Raw genomic sequence first — 15,504 nt, forward strand, 5'->3', positions numbered from 1 at the left:
TCCCGGTCATGTCCGACACACCTCCGGCGCCCCCGCGCCGCAGCCTAGGAGCATCATGAAGCGTCCATTGCGGGCCCTCGCCGCCGCCGGCCTCCTGGCCGTCGGCACGATCGTGGCCGTCGCCGTCGGCGGCACCGCCTCCGCCGACACCCAGATCTGCGAGCAGTACGGCTCCACCGTCATCGGCGGCCGGTACGTGGTCCAGAACAACCGCTGGGGCACCACCGCCCAGCAGTGCATCAACGTCACCGGCAGCGGCTTCAGCATCACCAGCCAGCAGGGTTCCGCGCCGACCAACGGGGCCCCGGTGTCGTACCCGTCGATCTTCGTCGGCTGCCACTACACCAACTGCTCGCCGGGCACCAACCTGCCGGCCCAGGTGAAGTCGATCAGCAGCGCGCCCGGCAGCATCTCCTTCAACTACGTCGGCGGGGCGATCTACGACGCCGCCTACGACATCTGGCTCGACCCGTCGCCCAAGCGGGACGGGGTCAACGCCATGGAGATCATGATCTGGTTCAACCGGCAGGGCAGCATCCAGCCGATCGGCTCCCCGGTGGGCAACACGAACATCGCGGGCCGCAGCTGGGAGGTGTGGCGCGGCAACAACGGCGGCAACAACGTCATCTCGTACGTCGCCCCGTCGGCGATCCCGAGCATGAGCTTCAACGTGCTGGACTTCATCGCCGACACCCGCAACCGGGGCGCGATCACCAACGACTGGTACCTGACCAGCATCCAGGCCGGTTTCGAGCCCTGGCAGGGCGGCGCCGGGCTGGCCGTCACCAACTTCTCCCAGACCGTCAACACCGGCGGCAACCCGCCGCCCACCACCGCCCCGCCGACCACGCCCCCGCCCACGGGCGGCGGCTGCGCGGTGAAGTACACCTCCAACTCGTGGAACAACGGCTTCACCGCCGACGTGACCATCACCAACCGGGGCACAAGCGCCATCAACGGCTGGACGCTCACCTACAACCTGCCCAGCGGGCAGCAGGTCACCAGCTCGTGGAACGCCACCGTCAGCCAGAGCGGGTCGACGGTCACCGCACGCAACGCCGCGCACAACGGCAGCATCTCCCCCGGTGGCACCGCCAGCTTCGGCTACCAGGGCTCGCTGAGCGGGACGTACTCGGCGCCGACCAGCTTCTCGCTCAACGGCGTCGCCTGCGCCCGCGCCTGACCCCACACCACCCACCACCACGCGGGGGCGTGACCTGCCGGTCACGCCCCCGCACCCAGTCCGGGCTCAGCCGCCCAGGGCGTCGATGTCGCGCATCTCCTCGGCGGTCAGCGAGAAGTTCCAGATGTCGACGTTGGCGCGGATGCGTTCCGGGGTGACCGACTTGGGGATCACCACGATCTCGTGGTCGACGTGCCAGCGCAGCACCACCTGCGCCGGGGAGACGTCGTGCGCGGCGGCGATCCGGGTGAGCACCGGATCGGCCAGGTCGCTGGCCTTGAACGGGCTGTAACCCTCCAGCACGATCCCCCGGTCCCGGTGCTCGGCGTGCCGCTGCCGGTCGTACAGCGACGGGCTCCACCGGATCTGGTTGACCGCCGGGTTCTCCTCGGTCGCCTGGATCAGCTCGTCGAGCTGGGCGGTGGCGTAGTTGCTCACCCCCACCGCTCGGGTGAGGTCCGCGTCCCGGGCGGCCAGCAGCTCCCGCCAGACCGGAATGCTGTCCGCCGGCGACGACGGCGGCCAGTGGATCAACCAGAGGTCGACGTGGTCGGTGCCCAGCGCCCGCAGGCTCGCCTCGATCGTCTCCCGCTCCCGGCCGACCCGGTCCGGCGGCAGCTTGGTGGTGATGAAGACGTCCTCGCGGCGCAGTCCGCTCTCCCGCACCGCCCGGCCCACCTCCTCCTCGTTGCCGTACATGGTGGCGGTGTCGATGTGCCGGTAGCCGGCGTCCAACGCGGCCAGCACGGCGTCGTAGCCGGCCCGGCCGGTCGCCTGCCAGGTGCCGAACCCGAGCAGCGGCATGCGGACGTCACCGGGGAGCAGGACGGTGGGTTGGTCGAGATCCATGCCGACGGTTCTACCCGTGATCGGCGCGGGCATGCCGGGCGAGCGGCGAACCCGGGCCGATTGCCGGAGAATGCCGGTGTGCCGAGCACCGACCGGGCCGACGGCGAGGAGCATCGTGTACCTGACCCATCTGGAGTGTCCCCGCTGCGGCCGGGAGCACGACGCCCACCGGCTCACCAACCTGTGCGACTGCGGGTCACCGCTGCTGGCCCGCTACGACCTGGCGGCGGTGGCCGCCGCCGTGACGCCCGAACGGTTCGGGCTGCGCCCGGCCGACCTGTGGCGCTACCGGGAGTTGCTGCCGGTCGCCGACGAGCGGCACGTCACCACGTTGGGTGAGGGCTGGACGCCGCTGTGGCGCGCGCCGGCGTACGGCCACGAGATCGGCGTGGCCGACCTGATCGTCAAGGACGAGGGGCTCACCCCGACCGGGTCGTTCAAGGCCCGGGGTGCCGCCGTCGGCGTGAGCCGGGCCCGGGAGCTGGGCGTACGGCGGTTCGCCATGCCCACCAACGGCAACGCCGGAGCGGCCTGGGCGACGTACGCGGCGCGGGCCGGGATGGCGGCGACCATCGTGATGCCGCTGGACGCCCCGACCATCTGCCGTCGCGAGTGCGTGGCCGCCGGTGCCGACCTGCGCCTGGTGGACGGGTTGATCAGCGACGCCGGACGCCGGGTGGCCGAGCTGGTGGCCGACGCGGACGGGGCGGTCTTCGACGCCGGGACGCTGCGCGAGCCCTACCGGCTGGAGGGCAAGAAGACGATGGGGTACGAGATCGTCGAGCAGCTCGGCTGGCAGGTGCCCGACGTGATCATCTATCCGACCGGCGGCGGGGTGGGCCTGATCGGCATCCACAAGGCCCTGCACGAGCTGCGGGAACTCGGCTGGGTGAGCGACCGGTTGCCCCGGCTGGTGGCGGTGCAGTCGACCGGCTGCGCGCCGATCGTCCGGGCGTTCGCCGCCGGTGAGGAGCGGGCCCGGCCCTGGGACGACGCGCACACCGTGGCGTTCGGGATCACCGTGCCGGCCCCGCTGGGCGACGAGCTGATCCTGACCGCGCTGCGGGAGAGCGGCGGGACGGCGGTCGCCGTCGACGACGCGGAGATCCTCACCGACCTGCGGGAGTTCGCCGCCCGGGAGGGGTTGCTGCTCTGCCCGGAGGGGGCGGCCTGCCTCACCGCCGCCCGGCACCTGCGGGCCGGGGGCTGGATCCGCCCCGACGAGCGGGTGGTGGTGCTGAACACGGGGTCGGGGCTGAAGTATCCGGAGACGGTGGACGTCTCCGCCGTACCCGTGGGCTGACCGCCGCCGGCCGGCGTCCCGGTGCGCGGGACGCCGGCCGGCGGCGGCTGCGGTTCAGGGGCCGGCGGTCAGGACGTCGGCGGTTCGTCCTCGCCGGCGGCCTCCGCCGCGTCGGCCTCCTCCTTGGTGTGGTGCACCACCTGGTCGGCGTGCTCCGGCGGGCCGTAGACCGTGTAGAGGACCAGCGGGTTGGGCCCGGTGTTGACGAAGTTGTGCTTCGTGCCGGCCGGCACCACCACCAGGTCGCCCTGGGCGACGTCCCGGGTCTCCCCGCCGACCCGGGCCTCCCCGGCACCGCTGACGAAGGTCAGGATCTGGTCGATCCCGTCGTGGACCTCCTCGCCGATCTCCCCGCCCGGCGGAATGGTCATGATCACCAATTGGGTCTTCTCGCCGGTCCACAGCACCCGGCGGAAGTCCGGGCTCTTCTCGGCGACCGTCGCGATCGTGAAATGCTCCATGTGCCGCTCATACCCGCAACGGCAACGGATCACGCCGGGCTGTGCAGATGAGGCAATTCCCGGCCCTGGGCAGGTTTGACCGCCGTCAGATCGGGCAACGAGCACCCCAGACCGGAGCGGGGGACCGCACCGGTCGCACCAGGTCCCCGCTGGCGTACCGCCGGAATGGCTGCGGTGGTGGGAGACGGTCGGAGCGCGGCGACGGACGGCCGGTGTGCCGTACGGCGCCGTGCGCCCGTATCCGCCGACCTCAGGCCAGGACCGCCAGGTGGAACGGGCGGTCCGAGACACTGCCGTCGGTGGCGAACGTCTTGACGAACACCCCGTTCGGGATTCCCGTCCGGCCGACCACGCTGATCCCGCCGGGCGGCGCGAGCCCGGCGCTACCGGCCAGCCCGATCGTGCCCACGTAGCCGGCGGTGCTCACGTCCTGGTCGAAGACGACCTGGTACATGCCGGAGGCGAGCCGGGTGGCCGACGCCGCACCGAGACCACGGGCCAGGGTGCCGTTGGCGTGCACCACGGCGTAGAGCATCCGGGCCGAGGCGGGCAGGCCCACCCGCCGGTCACCGGCCAGTTGGGAATCGGCCAGGGCCAGATCGTTGCGGCAGGGTACGGGCTGGTTGACCGGGCGACGCCGGGAACCGGTGCTGGACATCGTGGTGCTCCTGCCTGCCGACCACCTGCTCGGGCCGGGAGCGATGGGGGATGGTGATCCGCGCCGACGAGCGGATCCGTACTTCGAAAGTATGTCGGTTACACCTTTTGCGACCACTCGCCCGACTGTCCGTTACCTGACATTCAACCCTCGTGAGCTGCGAAAACGTGCCCGAACGGGCCGCCGCCCACCGACGGCCGGGGTGGCACCGTCCGATCGGCCGGCCCCGCCCGGACGACGGCCGGGGCCACCGACCGGGGCTAGCCTGCTGGGGTGGCCCGCCTGCTGCTCGTCGAGGACGACCTGACCATCCGCGCCCCGCTGGCCCGCGCGCTGCGCGAACGGGGGCACGCGGTGGCCGCCGCGTCGACCGCGATGGAGGGGCTGCGGCACACCCTCGACGACCGGCCCGACCTCGTCGTGCTCGACCTCGGCCTGCCCGACCTCGACGGCGGCGAGCTGCTGCGGATGCTGCGCGCGGTCAGCGCCGTGCCGGTGATCGTGGCCACCGCCCGCGACGACGAACGGGAGATCGTCCGGCTGCTCGACGCCGGGGCGGACGACTACCTGGTCAAGCCGTTCACCGCCGCCCAGCTCGACGCCCGGGTCCGGGCGGTGCTGCGCCGGGGCGGGGCCGAGCGGCCCGACGGCGAGCCCGTGCTGGTGGTCGGCGGGCTACGCATCGATCCGCGCGCCCGCCAGGTCACCCTGGACGGCACGCCGGTGGAGCTGACCCCGCGCGAGTTCGACCTGCTGCACCACCTCGCCGCCCGCCCCGGCGCGGTGGTGACCAAACGGGAACTGCTCACCGAGGTCTGGCAGATCCCCTACGGCGGCGCGGACAAGACCGTCGACGTGCACCTGTCCTGGCTGCGCCGCAAGCTCGGGGAGAGCGCCCAGCAACCCCGCTACCTGCACACCGTGCGCGGGGTCGGGGTGCGACTCACCGCGCCCGGGACGTAGCCGGGTTGCCGTACCACCGGTTGACCGGCCCGCCGCCACGGGCGGACCGGCCAACCGGTGGTTCACCGCACGGCGCAGGTCGCCACCGTCGGCGGTTGGTTGTCGCCGGTGACGACCATCCCCCAACTGGTGGTCGCCCCGGGGATCAGGCTCCCGTTGTACGCCGCGTTGGTCGCGGTGACCTGCCGACCGGACTGGCTGACCGTGGCGCTCCACGACGAGGCGACCTGCTGGGTTCCGGCGAAGGTCAGCGTGGTGGTCCAGCCGGTGATCGCGCTGACGCCGAGGTTGCGCACGGTGACCTCCGCCTGGAAGCCGCCCGACCACGAGCCGGTCACCCGGTAGGCGGCCGAACAACCGGACATCGGGGCCGGGGTGGGCGTCGCGGTGGGGGTGACCGGCGGCGTCCCGGTGGGCGTGGCCGTGGGCGTGCCGGTCGGGGCCGGGGTGGGCCCGTCGGAGGTGGTGTAGTCGACCCGGGTGTACGCCGCCGAACACGTCCCGCCGCAGGAGGCGGGCAGGGCGAACCGGTAGACCCGACCGTTGTTGATCAACGCGCCGGCCGCGTCGCGGACCCGGATCTGGAAGTCGGTGCCCCCGACGGCGGTCGCCCCGATCACGTACGACTGTCCCATGTCGCTGTTCATCGTGGCGGCCGTCCACACCCCACCGGCCAGGTACTCCACCCCGTGGATGCCGTTGGCCAGGTGCGAGACGGCGATCGCCGGCCAGTACCGCTGGGCGCCCTTCATGAAGCCGATCCGGATGTCGCCGGAGTAGTTCGGGGCGGGCACGAACGACCAGGAGACGTGCCGGTTGTTCCAGTGGGTCGGGTTCATGTCCCCCACCGGCGTGCCGTTGCGCACGAAGCGGTTCAGCGAGGCGGTGGAGAGGTCCAGGTGGTAGGGGTCGTCCCGGCACCACGCGTTGCCGTCGCCGCAACTGTCCGCCACCACCATGGTCAGGGTGGCCCCGCTGTACGCGTCGGCGGTCCACGAGCCGTTGCGGCAGAACGGCTGGCCGGGCGCGCCGTCGTTGACGCCGGTGCAGTAGTCACCGACGGTGACCCGGACGAACCGGCCACAGTTGAGGCCGTTGTTCCACAGCCCGATCTTCGCCGCCTGGCTGGCCGGGATCGGCCGCATCGGGTACGACGAGTAGTCGCCGGGCAGGTCGTAGGCGTTGAGCGCGACGAAGTCCGGCGCGTCCAGCTCCGCCTGGGGCAGGCCGCAGCCGCCGTACGGTGCGCCGAGGGCGTCGAAGTGGGTGGCGTTGCCGGTGACCGGGGTGGTCGGCTCGGGTACCGCGAGCGCTCCGGCGGGCAGCGGGACGACCAGCAGCAGCACGGCGGCGGCGGTCAGCGCCGCGAGCAGGCCGGCGCGGTGACGCGACGTTGTCATGAGGGGGTACGCCTTCCGGGCAGCAGGAAACGGGGACTTGGGTCTTCGGATGCCCTTCCACGCCCGGCGTACCGCCCACCCATGCCACCACCGGCACCGACCACTGTCAATGTCCAGGGTGGACCCGATCCGGTCCGGACGGTCGACGGGACCGGGTGGTCGGCGATGCGACCGCCGAACCCCTGTGGCGGGGGCGTCCGGCCCGGTAGATTGAGGTATGGTGCCCGCCCCCGGGGGTCGGGTGGCGGAGCCGGTCTACCGCCCCATCCTCACCAGCAGACGCGGTGAGCTGGAGGCGCTGGGTCATCTGGACAGCGCCCACGCTCCCCTGGTCGTCCCGGTCCTCGACGTGTCCCCGACCGACACCGGCCTGCCCCAGATGCTGCGCCGGCTACCCGCCGGGCTGGTGCCGGCCGTCGACGTGTGCGCGCTGCCCGACGGGCCGGGCGGCGAGCTGGCCCGGTGGGGCGTACCCGTGCAACCGGTGATCGGGTTGACGTGTGCCGACGGGCGGCTGGCCGCACACGGCGCGGCATGCCGGGCGTACGCCCGGGGGGCGGTGGTCCGGTTGCGGCCCGGGCGGGACCGCACCGGCCCGGACGCCACGACGGCGGCGGTGGAGCGGGTGTGGCGGCGCACCGGGCTGGTGCCGGAACAGTGCGACCTGCTGGTCGACGCCGCTGACGTCTGCTGCCCGGCCGATCTGCGCGTCGCCGAGCCCCGGGTACGCCGGGTGGTGGACTGGGCCCGGCGGCACGCCTGGCGCACGGTGACCGTGGCGGCCGGCGGGATGCCGCCGTCGCTGTCCCGGCTACCCACCGACGAACCGGTCCGGGTGGCCCGCTGGGACTGGCTGTTCTGGCGTCGGCTGGCCGACCTGGACGTCGGGTACGGCGACTACGGTGTGTCGCCCGCGCCCCCGGGCGGCGTGGAGTCGGGCGGCGCGGAGCCGGGTGACCGGCTGCCCACGGTGCGGTACACCGCCGAGGACGGCTGGTGGATCTACCGCTGGTCGCGGCGGGGCGGCCGGGGCGACGAACGGTTCGCCGACCTGTGCCGCACGCTGGTCACCGCCGGGCACTGGCCGGCCGCCGGGGCGGGCTTCTCCTGGGGTGACCACGAGCTGCTGCGCCGGGCCCGCCGGGTCACCGGCGCAGGCTCACCGGCGAACTGGACGGCGTGGAGCACGTCGCACCACCTGGCGCACGTGCTGGCGGCGCTCACCGGCCCGGCCGACGGGCGGCGTCGCAGCCCGCCGACGCCCACCGACGACCGCACCGGGTTCACCCGCCCGCACCGGGGCGGTGAGCACCGGCGGGGCCGCTGACCGGGGGTCGCCTGCATCGGCGAGGGGCCTTGCCGCGCGCCCGCCCTACGCAGCGTGGCATCGGCAGGAGGGTCACTGTTGCGGCATGTCGTTGATCGGCAGGACCTCGCCGTAACGGTGGCCCTCCCCGGACAGGATCTGGGCACCATGTTCCAGTGCTGCCAGCACCGTCGTGGCCAGGTCTATCCGACTGGTCACTCCCAGCCAGTACGACAGTTCCAGCCAGTCCTCGCCCCACGTGGGCAGCACCGCGCAGGCATCCATCGTCAGCAGTGTGTGGAGGTCTCCCCGGTCTTTGGAGTTGGTCACCAGCTTCAGAGTTTCGGCCACGGTGACGGCGGTGACGCCGAAACTCTGCCGATCGGTGATGACCTCGCCGACCGGTTCCACGGCGTGGATCGATCCCGCCATGTACGCCAGCAGCGCCGAGCGATCCAGCACGAGCGTGACCGGGGGCAGCTCGTCCTCGGAGGTCACGCGGCCGATGCCGGCTGGTCCCCGCCAGCCTGCTCCTGCTCGATGTGCTGGCGGACCCGCTCGCGGACCGCCGCGAATCGCTCCGCGGGCCACTCGGCCTGCACCGTGTACCGGCGCGCGCGGGCGGCGATCATGCCCTCCGAGGTCAACGTCGCGCCGCGGCGAGCCTGCTCGTCACGGAACTGCTCCCACGCCCGCTGGGCGCGTACCGCCCCGGTCACGTAGGCGCTCGCCTTGCCCGGGCCCTGTGCCCCCAGCGTCTCGGCCACATCCTGGGGTACGGAGATCGACAACTTCTTCACCGTGGTCATACCGTCAACCGTACTCCGGTAGCACCGTGTTTCATGCCGGCGACACGGAGCATGTCCAGCTCAGTACCGCAGGGATGACCGCGTGACGATCACCGGGTCACTCCTGCTCGGTGAACCCGAACTGCACCACGCCCTCGTCGTCGACGGAGGCGTCCACCGAACTGTCGTTGAGCAGTTCGGCGGCCTCGGCGTCGAGGAAGATGCGCGCCCCTTCCGTGTCGACCACCTGGTCGCCCTGTGCCGGCACCGGCACCAGCTCGATGGTGAGCGCGCCGGCCTCGGTGTCGGCGGCGATCCGCAGCCCACCGTCCTGGGCGACGTCCTGCTGGGCCGCGAGGTCACGGATCACGAGCACGGCGTTGTCGGTCATGGTGAGCATGATGGGACTCCTCGGGAGTTGTCGGGCGGAACGTGGCGCGACGACAGATGCGCGCCCTGCGGCGGACCGGTGCCCGCCGGGCGGTTCCGGGGGCGCCGCCGCGCGGCCCTCTCCCCCACCGTGCCCCCTGAACAGGGGTTCGTCAAATAGAGCAGGGTCTGTCGGAGATCCCCGTTTCCGCTGCATACGGCGCTGCGGCTTTCTACCCTGAGCGCATGGACGCTGCCCGACGGTACGCCGCCGAACTGATCGGCACCCTGCTGCTGGTCTTCGTCGGGGTGGGCACCGCCGTCTTCGCCCAACTCCAGGGCGGCGTGGTAAGCGTGGCGCTGGCCTTCGGATTCGTCCTGGTGGGACTGGTGTACGCGATCGGCCCGCTCTCCGGCGCACACCTCAACCCGGCGGTGACGTTGGGGGTGCTGCTGTCCCGCAAGATATCCCCGGTCGGCGCGGTGGCGTACTGGCTGGCGCAGTTCGTGGGGGCCACGGTGGCCGGCTTCGCCATCTGGGGGCTGGTCCGCTGGGGTGGCGTGGCGGACCAGACCGGGGTGCTGGGCACCAACGGTTACGGGGTGCACATCAACCAGGGCGGCACGGCGGTGCTGGAGGTCATCCTGACGTTCCTGTTCGTGCTGGTGGTGCTGGTGGTGACGAGCCGGGTCGAGCACGCCGGCTTCGCCGGCCTGGCGATCGGCCTGGCGTTGGTGGCGGTGCTCCTGGTGGGGATCACCCTGGACGGCACCTCGATCAACCCGGCCCGGTCGTTCGGCCCGGCCGTGTTCGAGGGGGGCGCGGCGCTGCGCCAACTGTGGGTGTTCATCGTCTTCCCGCTGCTCGGCGGGGCGCTGGCCGCGCTGGCCGCCCCGCTGCTGGTGAAGCCCAGCCGGCACTTCCGCGCCGAACCCGACGCGCCCGACCCGGCCGCGCCGGACCCGACCTGACCGGCACCGGTCCACCCCTCGCCCCGGAACCACGGCTTGGAAGAAAATCTTCGACACCGAGGCTTGCCCGACGGAAATCTTCGTGACAGCGTCGGCGCATGCATCGTCGTCTCTTTCCCCGGACGCTCGCATCGGTGACGCTGGTCGCCACCGTGGCCGCCGCCGGTGCGCTGCCGGCAACCGCCGAGTCACCCACCCCGGCGGCCACCCGGCTGCACGCCACCATCGACGCCATCCTCGCCGATCCCCGGCTCGCCGGGGCGCAGGCCGGGGTGGTCGTGGTGGACACCACCACCGGCCGGACCCTCTACGACCGCAACGGCGACCGCCGCCTGGTACCCGCCTCCAGCACCAAGCTGTTCACCTCGACCGCGGCCCTGGCACTGCTCGGCCCCGGGCACCGGTTCGGCACCGACGTGCTCACCGACGGCCGCCGCCGGGCCGGCCTGGTCTCCGGCAACCTCTACCTGCGCGGCGGCGGCGACCCGACGATGCTGGCCGCCGACTACGACGCGCTGGCCGCCCGGGTCGCCGGAAGCGGGGTACGGGTGGTGACCGGCAACCTGGTCGCCGACGACACCCGCTACGACGCCACCCGGCTCGGCCCGGAGTGGGCCTGGGACGACGAGTCGTACTACTACGCGGCGCAGGTCTCCGCGCTGACCCTCGCCCCGGACACCGACTACGACGCGGGCACGGTGATCGTGCGGGCCGCCCCGGCGGGCAGTGCCGGGGCGCCGCCGGTGGTCACCATGACCCCGCCCAACGGCTACCTGCGGATCGACAACCGGGCCGAGACGGTGGCCGACGGCGAGACGACGCTGTCGTTCGAGCGGACGCACGGCGGCAACACCATCGTGGTCACCGGCCGGATCGCGGCCGGCTCGGCGGCGGTCAGCGACTGGATGACCGTCGGGGAGCCCACCGGCTACGCAGCCGACGTCTTCCGGGCCGCGCTGCGCCGCCACGGGGTACGGGTGCTCGGGCGCACGGTGCCCGGCCGGGCCACCCCGGCCGACGCCACCCCGGTGGCCCGGCACGACTCGATGACCCTGGCCGAGCTGCTGGTGCCCTTCCTGAAGCTTTCCAACAACGGGCACGCCGAGGTGCTGACCAAGGAGATCGGCCGGGTCGTCTCCGGGTCGGGAAGTTGGCCGGTCGGGCTGGCCGCGATCAGCGAGTACGTCGCCGACACCGGGGTGGACACCGGCATCCTGCGCCAGCTCGACGGCTCGGGGCTGTCCCGGCGCAACCTGATCCCGGCCGGCGAGTTCGTCGCGCTGCTCGCCGCCGTCCGCCGGGAACCCTGGTTCGACACCTGGTACGCGGCCCTGCCGATCGCCGGCAACCCGGACCGCCTCGTCGGCGGCACCCTGCGCAGCCGGATGCGCGACACCCCGGCGGCGGACAACGTGCACGCCAAGACCGGCAGCCTGTCCGGGGTGTCCGGCCTCTCCGGCTACGCCACCGACGCCGACGGCCGGCTGCTCGCCTTCTCGGTGGTGTTCAACAACCACCTGACCTCGTCGGTCAAGGGGTTGGAGGACCAGATCGCCATCACGCTGGCCGGCTACCGCGAGAGCGACGGCGGGTCGGCGCGGGCCACTGCGCCGGCGGCCCCGGAGGCACCCCGGGTGCCCGAGGGACGGGAGTGTTCCTGGGTCAAGCCGATCGTCTGCTGAGCCGGGCCGACCGGCTCAGCGCCGGTGCAGCACCACCACCGGGATCTTCCGGTCGGTCTTGCTCTGGTACTCGTCGTAGGCGGGCCAGATGGCGGTCATCGTCGGCCACATCCGGGCCCGCTCGGACGGCTCGGCGGTGCGCGCCCGCACGCCGAACGTCTCCGGGCCCACCTGCACCCGGGCGTCGGGGTCGGCGAGCAGGTTGAGGTACCAGGAGGGGTGCTGGGGCGCGCCGCCCTGGGACGCGACGATGAGGTAGTCGTCGCCGTCCCGGCCGTAGATCAGGGCGGTGCGGCGAAGTTTGCCGCTGCGTCGTCCCCGGGTGGTCAGCAGCAGGGTGAACACGCCCGGCTGCCACTCGTGCCCCTCCGCGCCGCCGGTCGCGACGTACCGGCGGATGTGGTCGGCGACCCAGCCCTCGGGGCTGTCCAGCACCTGTTCGTCGGTCGGCATCGGCGTCTCCGGTGGCTCGCGGGCATCAACCCGGACACGCTATCCCGACATAAGCCTCCGAAACGGGCGAACGACTCAACGCACCGCCGCCGCCTGGAGGTTCACGTTGCCGCAGCTGTTGCGGAAGGTCCCCTCGACGGTCCAGCGGATCAGCACCTTCGCGCCCCTCGGCGCCCGGAACTTGATCACGAACTGGGCGGTGTGCGTGGTGTGCGGGTCCTCCAGCCGCAGCGTGCGGGTCGACCCGCCGGTAGACAACCGCACGTCCAGCCGCCCCTGGGCCATCCAGATCCCGGCGAACAGGTGCACCGTACGCGGTTCGCCGTCGCCGGCCACGGACAGCGCGAACCCGTTGCCCGCGCCGCAGACGAACACCCCGGTGGGGGTGGCGGGGACGGCCGACACCGGGGACCCGTCACGCCATCCGAACAGCTCGGGATTGGTGTCGTACCGGTCGCGGGCGCCCCGGCCACCCTCGTCCCGGATCTCGCCGGTGCCGCCACCCTTGCGGACCACGGTCTCCGGCCGGTTGAGCCCCCAGTGCACCCAGTCCCGGGCGCCCAGCGCGGTCAGGTCCACCTCGGCCGGCACGTCGGCCCGGGAGACGCTCAGCGTCGGCGCGGCCGGCGACGAGGACGCCACCGGGGTGGCCGTCGGTGTCGGTGGCTCACTCGGCGGCGGCGGGGTGCGTTCCCGGGGCTGTAGGCCGGGTGCGACGACACCGGCCTCGGCCGACACGCCCACGCCTGCCGCCCCGGTCGGATAACCGGCCGGGGTCGGTGCGCCGGCCGGCAGCACCAGGTCGGGTTCCGACGGGTCCGTGCCCGGGACCAGATAGGTCACCAGCACCCCGAGGCAGGCCAGGGTGGCCACCGAACCGATCGCCCAGCGGCGGCGTTGCCGACGACGGGCCTCCCGCCGCTGCGCGCTGCGCGTCGTCGGGCCCGGCCCGATCCGCCAGGTCTCTTGGTCGTTCACGCGTGTCCCACTCCCCAGCCCGACGCCCGCGACCGGTCGGGGAGGGGGTTCGGCCGCGGCGTGAGCGTTCTCACGTTTTCATTTCAAGGCCGTGATGCGCCATATGCCAGCGGGAGGGCGTTTCCAGTTTGTTACCAAGTGATCCCGATGGAAAGTTTCCTACTTATTGGAAAACCGCAGCTCAGGGCCAAAATGGCGGAGAGATCGACAGACTGCGCTCCGGTCAGCGGATCTCGAAACCCAACGCCTGCGCCAGCACCATCGCCTGCTGCGGGTCGATCACCGCGCCGACCCGTTCGACCGCCGTCGGATCGAGCGCGGTCAGGTCACTGCCCCGCAGGTCGGCCCGGGTGAACCGCGCCCCGCGCAGCTGGGCGGCCGAAAGGTCCACCCGGGCCAGGGTCGAGCCGGTCAGGTCCGCCCCGGACAGGTCGGCCTCCCGCATCCGTACGTCGCTGAACCGCGCGCCGCGCAGGTCAGCGCCGGGCAACCCGACGAACGACCAGTCCCCGCCCGAGACCCGCAGCGGACGCAGCGCGCACTGCTCGAACGTACTGCCGACCAGCTTGCAGCCGGTGAACTCGGCCTCGAACAGGTTGCACCGGCGGAACCCGCAGCGGACGAAGGCCGAGTCGGTGTGCCGGGAGGCGTTGAACGACACCCCGCCGAAGTCGCACCCGGTGAACGAGGCGCCCCGGCTGACCGCCTCGGTCAGGTCGACGTCGGTGAAGACGCAGCGCACGAAGTGCCTGTCGGTCAGTTCCTCGGCGTACCAGTCGGTGTGGCGGAACGTCTCGTCCTCGATGGTCTGCGGCACCACCCCACCCTAGGTGCGAGCACCGACACCACCGCCGGACCTTCCGTCCGGCGCGTACCGGCTAGTAGGTTCGGCGGGTGAGCGTGGCACCCAGCAGCGACCCGGCCCGTACCGGCTTCGACCCGGCCCGGCTGGCCCGCATCGACGAACACTTCGGCCGGTACGTCGACGACGGCCGGCTGGCCGGTTGGCAGGTCGTGGTCACCCGCCGCGGCGAGGTCGCGCACTCCTCGGTGTACGGGCTGCGCGACGTGGAGGCCGGCACCCCGGTCGAGCCGGACACCATCTGGCGGATCTACTCGATGACCAAGCCGATCACCTCGGTCGCGGCGATGATGCTGTGGGAGGAGGGGCGGTTCGAGCTGACCGACCCGATCAGCCGCTGGCTGCCCGAGTTCGCCGACGTCCGGGTCTTCGACAAGGGGTCGGCGCTCAAGCCGTACACGGTGCCGGCGGTCGAGCCGATCCGGGTGTGGCACCTGCTCACCCACACCGCCGGGCTGACCTACGGGTTCGCGCAGACCTCGGTGGTCGACGCGCTCTACCGGGCCGCCGGCTACGACCTCGACGTCCCCCCGGGGCTCGACCTGGCCGGGGCCAGCGCCGGGATGGCGAAGCTGCCGCTGCTGTTCCAGCCCGGCACCGGCTGGAACTACGGGGTCTCCACCGACGTGCTGGGCCGGCTGATCGAGGTGGTCTCCGGGCAGAGCCTGGACGACTTCCTCACCGAACGGGTCCTCACCCCGCTGGGCATGACCGACACCCGGTTCTGGGTCGACCCGGCCGACGCCAAACGGCTCGCCGCGCTGTACACGCCGCACCCGGGCACCGGCCGGGCGGTCCGCGCCGACCAGCTCGGGGCCGCCGCGCTGACCCGCCCGCGGTGCTTCTCCGGCGGGGGCGGGCTGGTCTCCACCGCCGCCGACTACCATCGGTTCACCCAACTGCTGCTGCGCGGCGGCGCGCTGGACGGCGTACGACTGCTCGGGCCCCGCACGGTGCGCTACATGACCCGCAACCACCTGCCCGGCGGCGGCGACCTGGCGTCGCTGCGGCCGCAGGGGTTCGCCGAGACGGTGCTGGACGGCATCGGCTTCGGCCTGGGCTTCGCCGTGGTGCAGGACCCGGTCCCGGCCAAGGTGCCGAGCAGCGTCGGCGAGTACTACTGGGGCGGGCTGGCCAGCACCGCGTTCTGGGTCGACCCGGCCGAGGAGATCACCGCGCTGCTGTTCACCCAGCTGATGCCGTCGAGCACCTACCCGCTGCGCTCCCAGCTCCGCCAGCTCGTCTACGCCGCCCTGGTCGGCTGAGCCGGCGGGCCG

The 15,504-nt window shown here is 72.7% G+C and carries 17 protein-coding genes; 7 read left to right on the forward strand and 10 right to left on the reverse strand.

Features of this window, described 5'->3' with window-relative positions:
• The first annotated feature begins 55 nt into the window (after positions 1 to 55).
• Positions 56 to 1,183 (forward strand): GH12 family glycosyl hydrolase domain-containing protein, encoded by a 1,128-nt coding sequence (locus ACN260_RS23915; RefSeq protein ID WP_422753145.1) that lies wholly within the window; start codon positions 56 to 58, stop codon positions 1,181 to 1,183.
• Positions 1,184 to 1,249: 66 nt separating this feature from the next.
• Here the strand turns inward: ACN260_RS23915 and ACN260_RS23920 are convergent, their stop codons facing one another.
• Positions 1,250 to 2,032: an aldo/keto reductase gene (locus ACN260_RS23920; RefSeq protein WP_204927224.1), complete on the reverse strand. Its 783-nt coding sequence runs from the start codon at positions 2,030 to 2,032 to the stop codon at positions 1,250 to 1,252.
• A gap of 115 nt (positions 2,033 to 2,147) precedes the next feature.
• Here ACN260_RS23920 and ACN260_RS23925 point away from each other — a divergent pair, with 115 nt between their 5' ends.
• A complete protein-coding gene (locus tag ACN260_RS23925) occupies positions 2,148 to 3,335 on the forward strand; it encodes a threonine synthase (protein ID WP_422753146.1) in 1,188 nt (395 codons plus the stop codon).
• Between the two features lie 68 nt (positions 3,336 to 3,403).
• Here the strand turns inward: ACN260_RS23925 and ACN260_RS23930 are convergent, their stop codons facing one another.
• Entirely contained in the window at positions 3,404 to 3,796 is a 393-nt protein-coding gene (locus ACN260_RS23930) for a cupin domain-containing protein (protein WP_422753147.1), read from the reverse strand.
• A 250-nt stretch (positions 3,797 to 4,046) separates the two neighbouring features.
• On the reverse strand, positions 4,047 to 4,454 hold the full coding sequence (locus ACN260_RS23935) for a hypothetical protein (protein WP_422753148.1): 408 nt from the start codon (positions 4,452 to 4,454) through the stop codon (positions 4,047 to 4,049).
• Between the two features lie 273 nt (positions 4,455 to 4,727).
• On the opposite strand from ACN260_RS23935, the gene ACN260_RS23940 reads away from it, so the two are divergent.
• Positions 4,728 to 5,417 (forward strand): response regulator transcription factor, encoded by a 690-nt coding sequence (locus ACN260_RS23940; protein ID WP_422753149.1) that lies wholly within the window; start codon positions 4,728 to 4,730, stop codon positions 5,415 to 5,417.
• Positions 5,418 to 5,479: 62 nt separating this feature from the next.
• Here ACN260_RS23940 and ACN260_RS23945 read toward each other — a convergent pair whose 3' ends face one another.
• Positions 5,480 to 6,817, reverse strand: a complete 1,338-nt coding sequence (locus tag ACN260_RS23945; protein WP_422753150.1) for a cellulose binding domain-containing protein — start codon at positions 6,815 to 6,817, stop codon at positions 5,480 to 5,482.
• Between the two features lie 217 nt (positions 6,818 to 7,034).
• On the opposite strand from ACN260_RS23945, the gene ACN260_RS23950 reads away from it, so the two are divergent.
• Positions 7,035 to 8,144 carry a beta family protein gene (locus ACN260_RS23950; protein WP_422753151.1) on the forward strand — a complete coding sequence of 370 codons (1,110 nt, stop codon included), beginning with the start codon at positions 7,035 to 7,037 and terminating at the stop codon, positions 8,142 to 8,144.
• A 72-nt stretch (positions 8,145 to 8,216) separates the two neighbouring features.
• Here the strand turns inward: ACN260_RS23950 and ACN260_RS23955 are convergent, their stop codons facing one another.
• The 3 genes from ACN260_RS23955 to ACN260_RS23965 form a co-directional block, all read right to left on the reverse strand.
• Complete coding sequence (locus ACN260_RS23955; RefSeq protein WP_422753152.1) at positions 8,217 to 8,621, reverse strand: hypothetical protein; 405 nt, start codon at positions 8,619 to 8,621, stop codon at positions 8,217 to 8,219.
• Positions 8,618 to 8,932 carry a hypothetical protein gene (locus ACN260_RS23960; protein WP_422753153.1) on the reverse strand — a complete coding sequence of 105 codons (315 nt, stop codon included), beginning with the start codon at positions 8,930 to 8,932 and terminating at the stop codon, positions 8,618 to 8,620. The genes ACN260_RS23955 and ACN260_RS23960 overlap by 4 nt, the downstream gene beginning before the upstream one ends.
• 97 nt (positions 8,933 to 9,029) lie before the next feature.
• Positions 9,030 to 9,311: an adhesin gene (locus tag ACN260_RS23965; RefSeq protein WP_088641796.1), complete on the reverse strand. Its 282-nt coding sequence runs from the start codon at positions 9,309 to 9,311 to the stop codon at positions 9,030 to 9,032.
• Positions 9,312 to 9,526: 215 nt separating this feature from the next.
• Between ACN260_RS23965 and ACN260_RS23970 the strand changes: the two genes are divergently transcribed.
• Positions 9,527 to 10,252 carry an MIP/aquaporin family protein gene (locus tag ACN260_RS23970; RefSeq protein WP_422753154.1) on the forward strand — a complete coding sequence of 242 codons (726 nt, stop codon included), beginning with the start codon at positions 9,527 to 9,529 and terminating at the stop codon, positions 10,250 to 10,252.
• A 98-nt stretch (positions 10,253 to 10,350) separates the two neighbouring features.
• Entirely contained in the window at positions 10,351 to 11,934 is a 1,584-nt protein-coding gene (gene dacB / locus ACN260_RS23975; RefSeq protein ID WP_422753155.1) for a D-alanyl-D-alanine carboxypeptidase/D-alanyl-D-alanine endopeptidase, read from the forward strand.
• Positions 11,935 to 11,949: 15 nt separating this feature from the next.
• On the opposite strand, the gene ACN260_RS23980 is transcribed toward dacB, so the two are convergent.
• The 3 genes from ACN260_RS23980 to ACN260_RS23990 all read right to left on the reverse strand — a co-directional run bounded on the left by ACN260_RS23980 (position 11,950) and on the right by ACN260_RS23990 (position 14,182).
• On the reverse strand, positions 11,950 to 12,387 hold the full coding sequence (locus tag ACN260_RS23980; protein WP_422753156.1) for a nitroreductase family deazaflavin-dependent oxidoreductase: 438 nt from the start codon (positions 12,385 to 12,387) through the stop codon (positions 11,950 to 11,952).
• A 75-nt stretch (positions 12,388 to 12,462) separates the two neighbouring features.
• The gene (locus ACN260_RS23985) at positions 12,463 to 13,365 is read right to left on the reverse strand and encodes a hypothetical protein (protein WP_422753157.1); all 903 of its coding nucleotides are present in this window, start codon (positions 13,363 to 13,365) and stop codon (positions 12,463 to 12,465) included.
• Between the two features lie 223 nt (positions 13,366 to 13,588).
• Positions 13,589 to 14,182, reverse strand: a complete 594-nt coding sequence (locus tag ACN260_RS23990) for a pentapeptide repeat-containing protein (protein ID WP_422753158.1) — start codon at positions 14,180 to 14,182, stop codon at positions 13,589 to 13,591.
• Between the two features lie 77 nt (positions 14,183 to 14,259).
• Between ACN260_RS23990 and ACN260_RS23995 the strand changes: the two genes are divergently transcribed.
• A complete protein-coding gene (locus tag ACN260_RS23995) occupies positions 14,260 to 15,492 on the forward strand; it encodes a serine hydrolase domain-containing protein (protein WP_422753159.1) in 1,233 nt (410 codons plus the stop codon).
• The last annotated feature ends 12 nt before the right edge of the window (positions 15,493 to 15,504 follow it).

The sequence above is a fragment of the Micromonospora sp. WMMD708 genome (assembly GCF_049315245.1).
GTDB lineage: Bacteria > Actinomycetota > Actinomycetes > Mycobacteriales > Micromonosporaceae > Micromonospora > Micromonospora wenchangensis.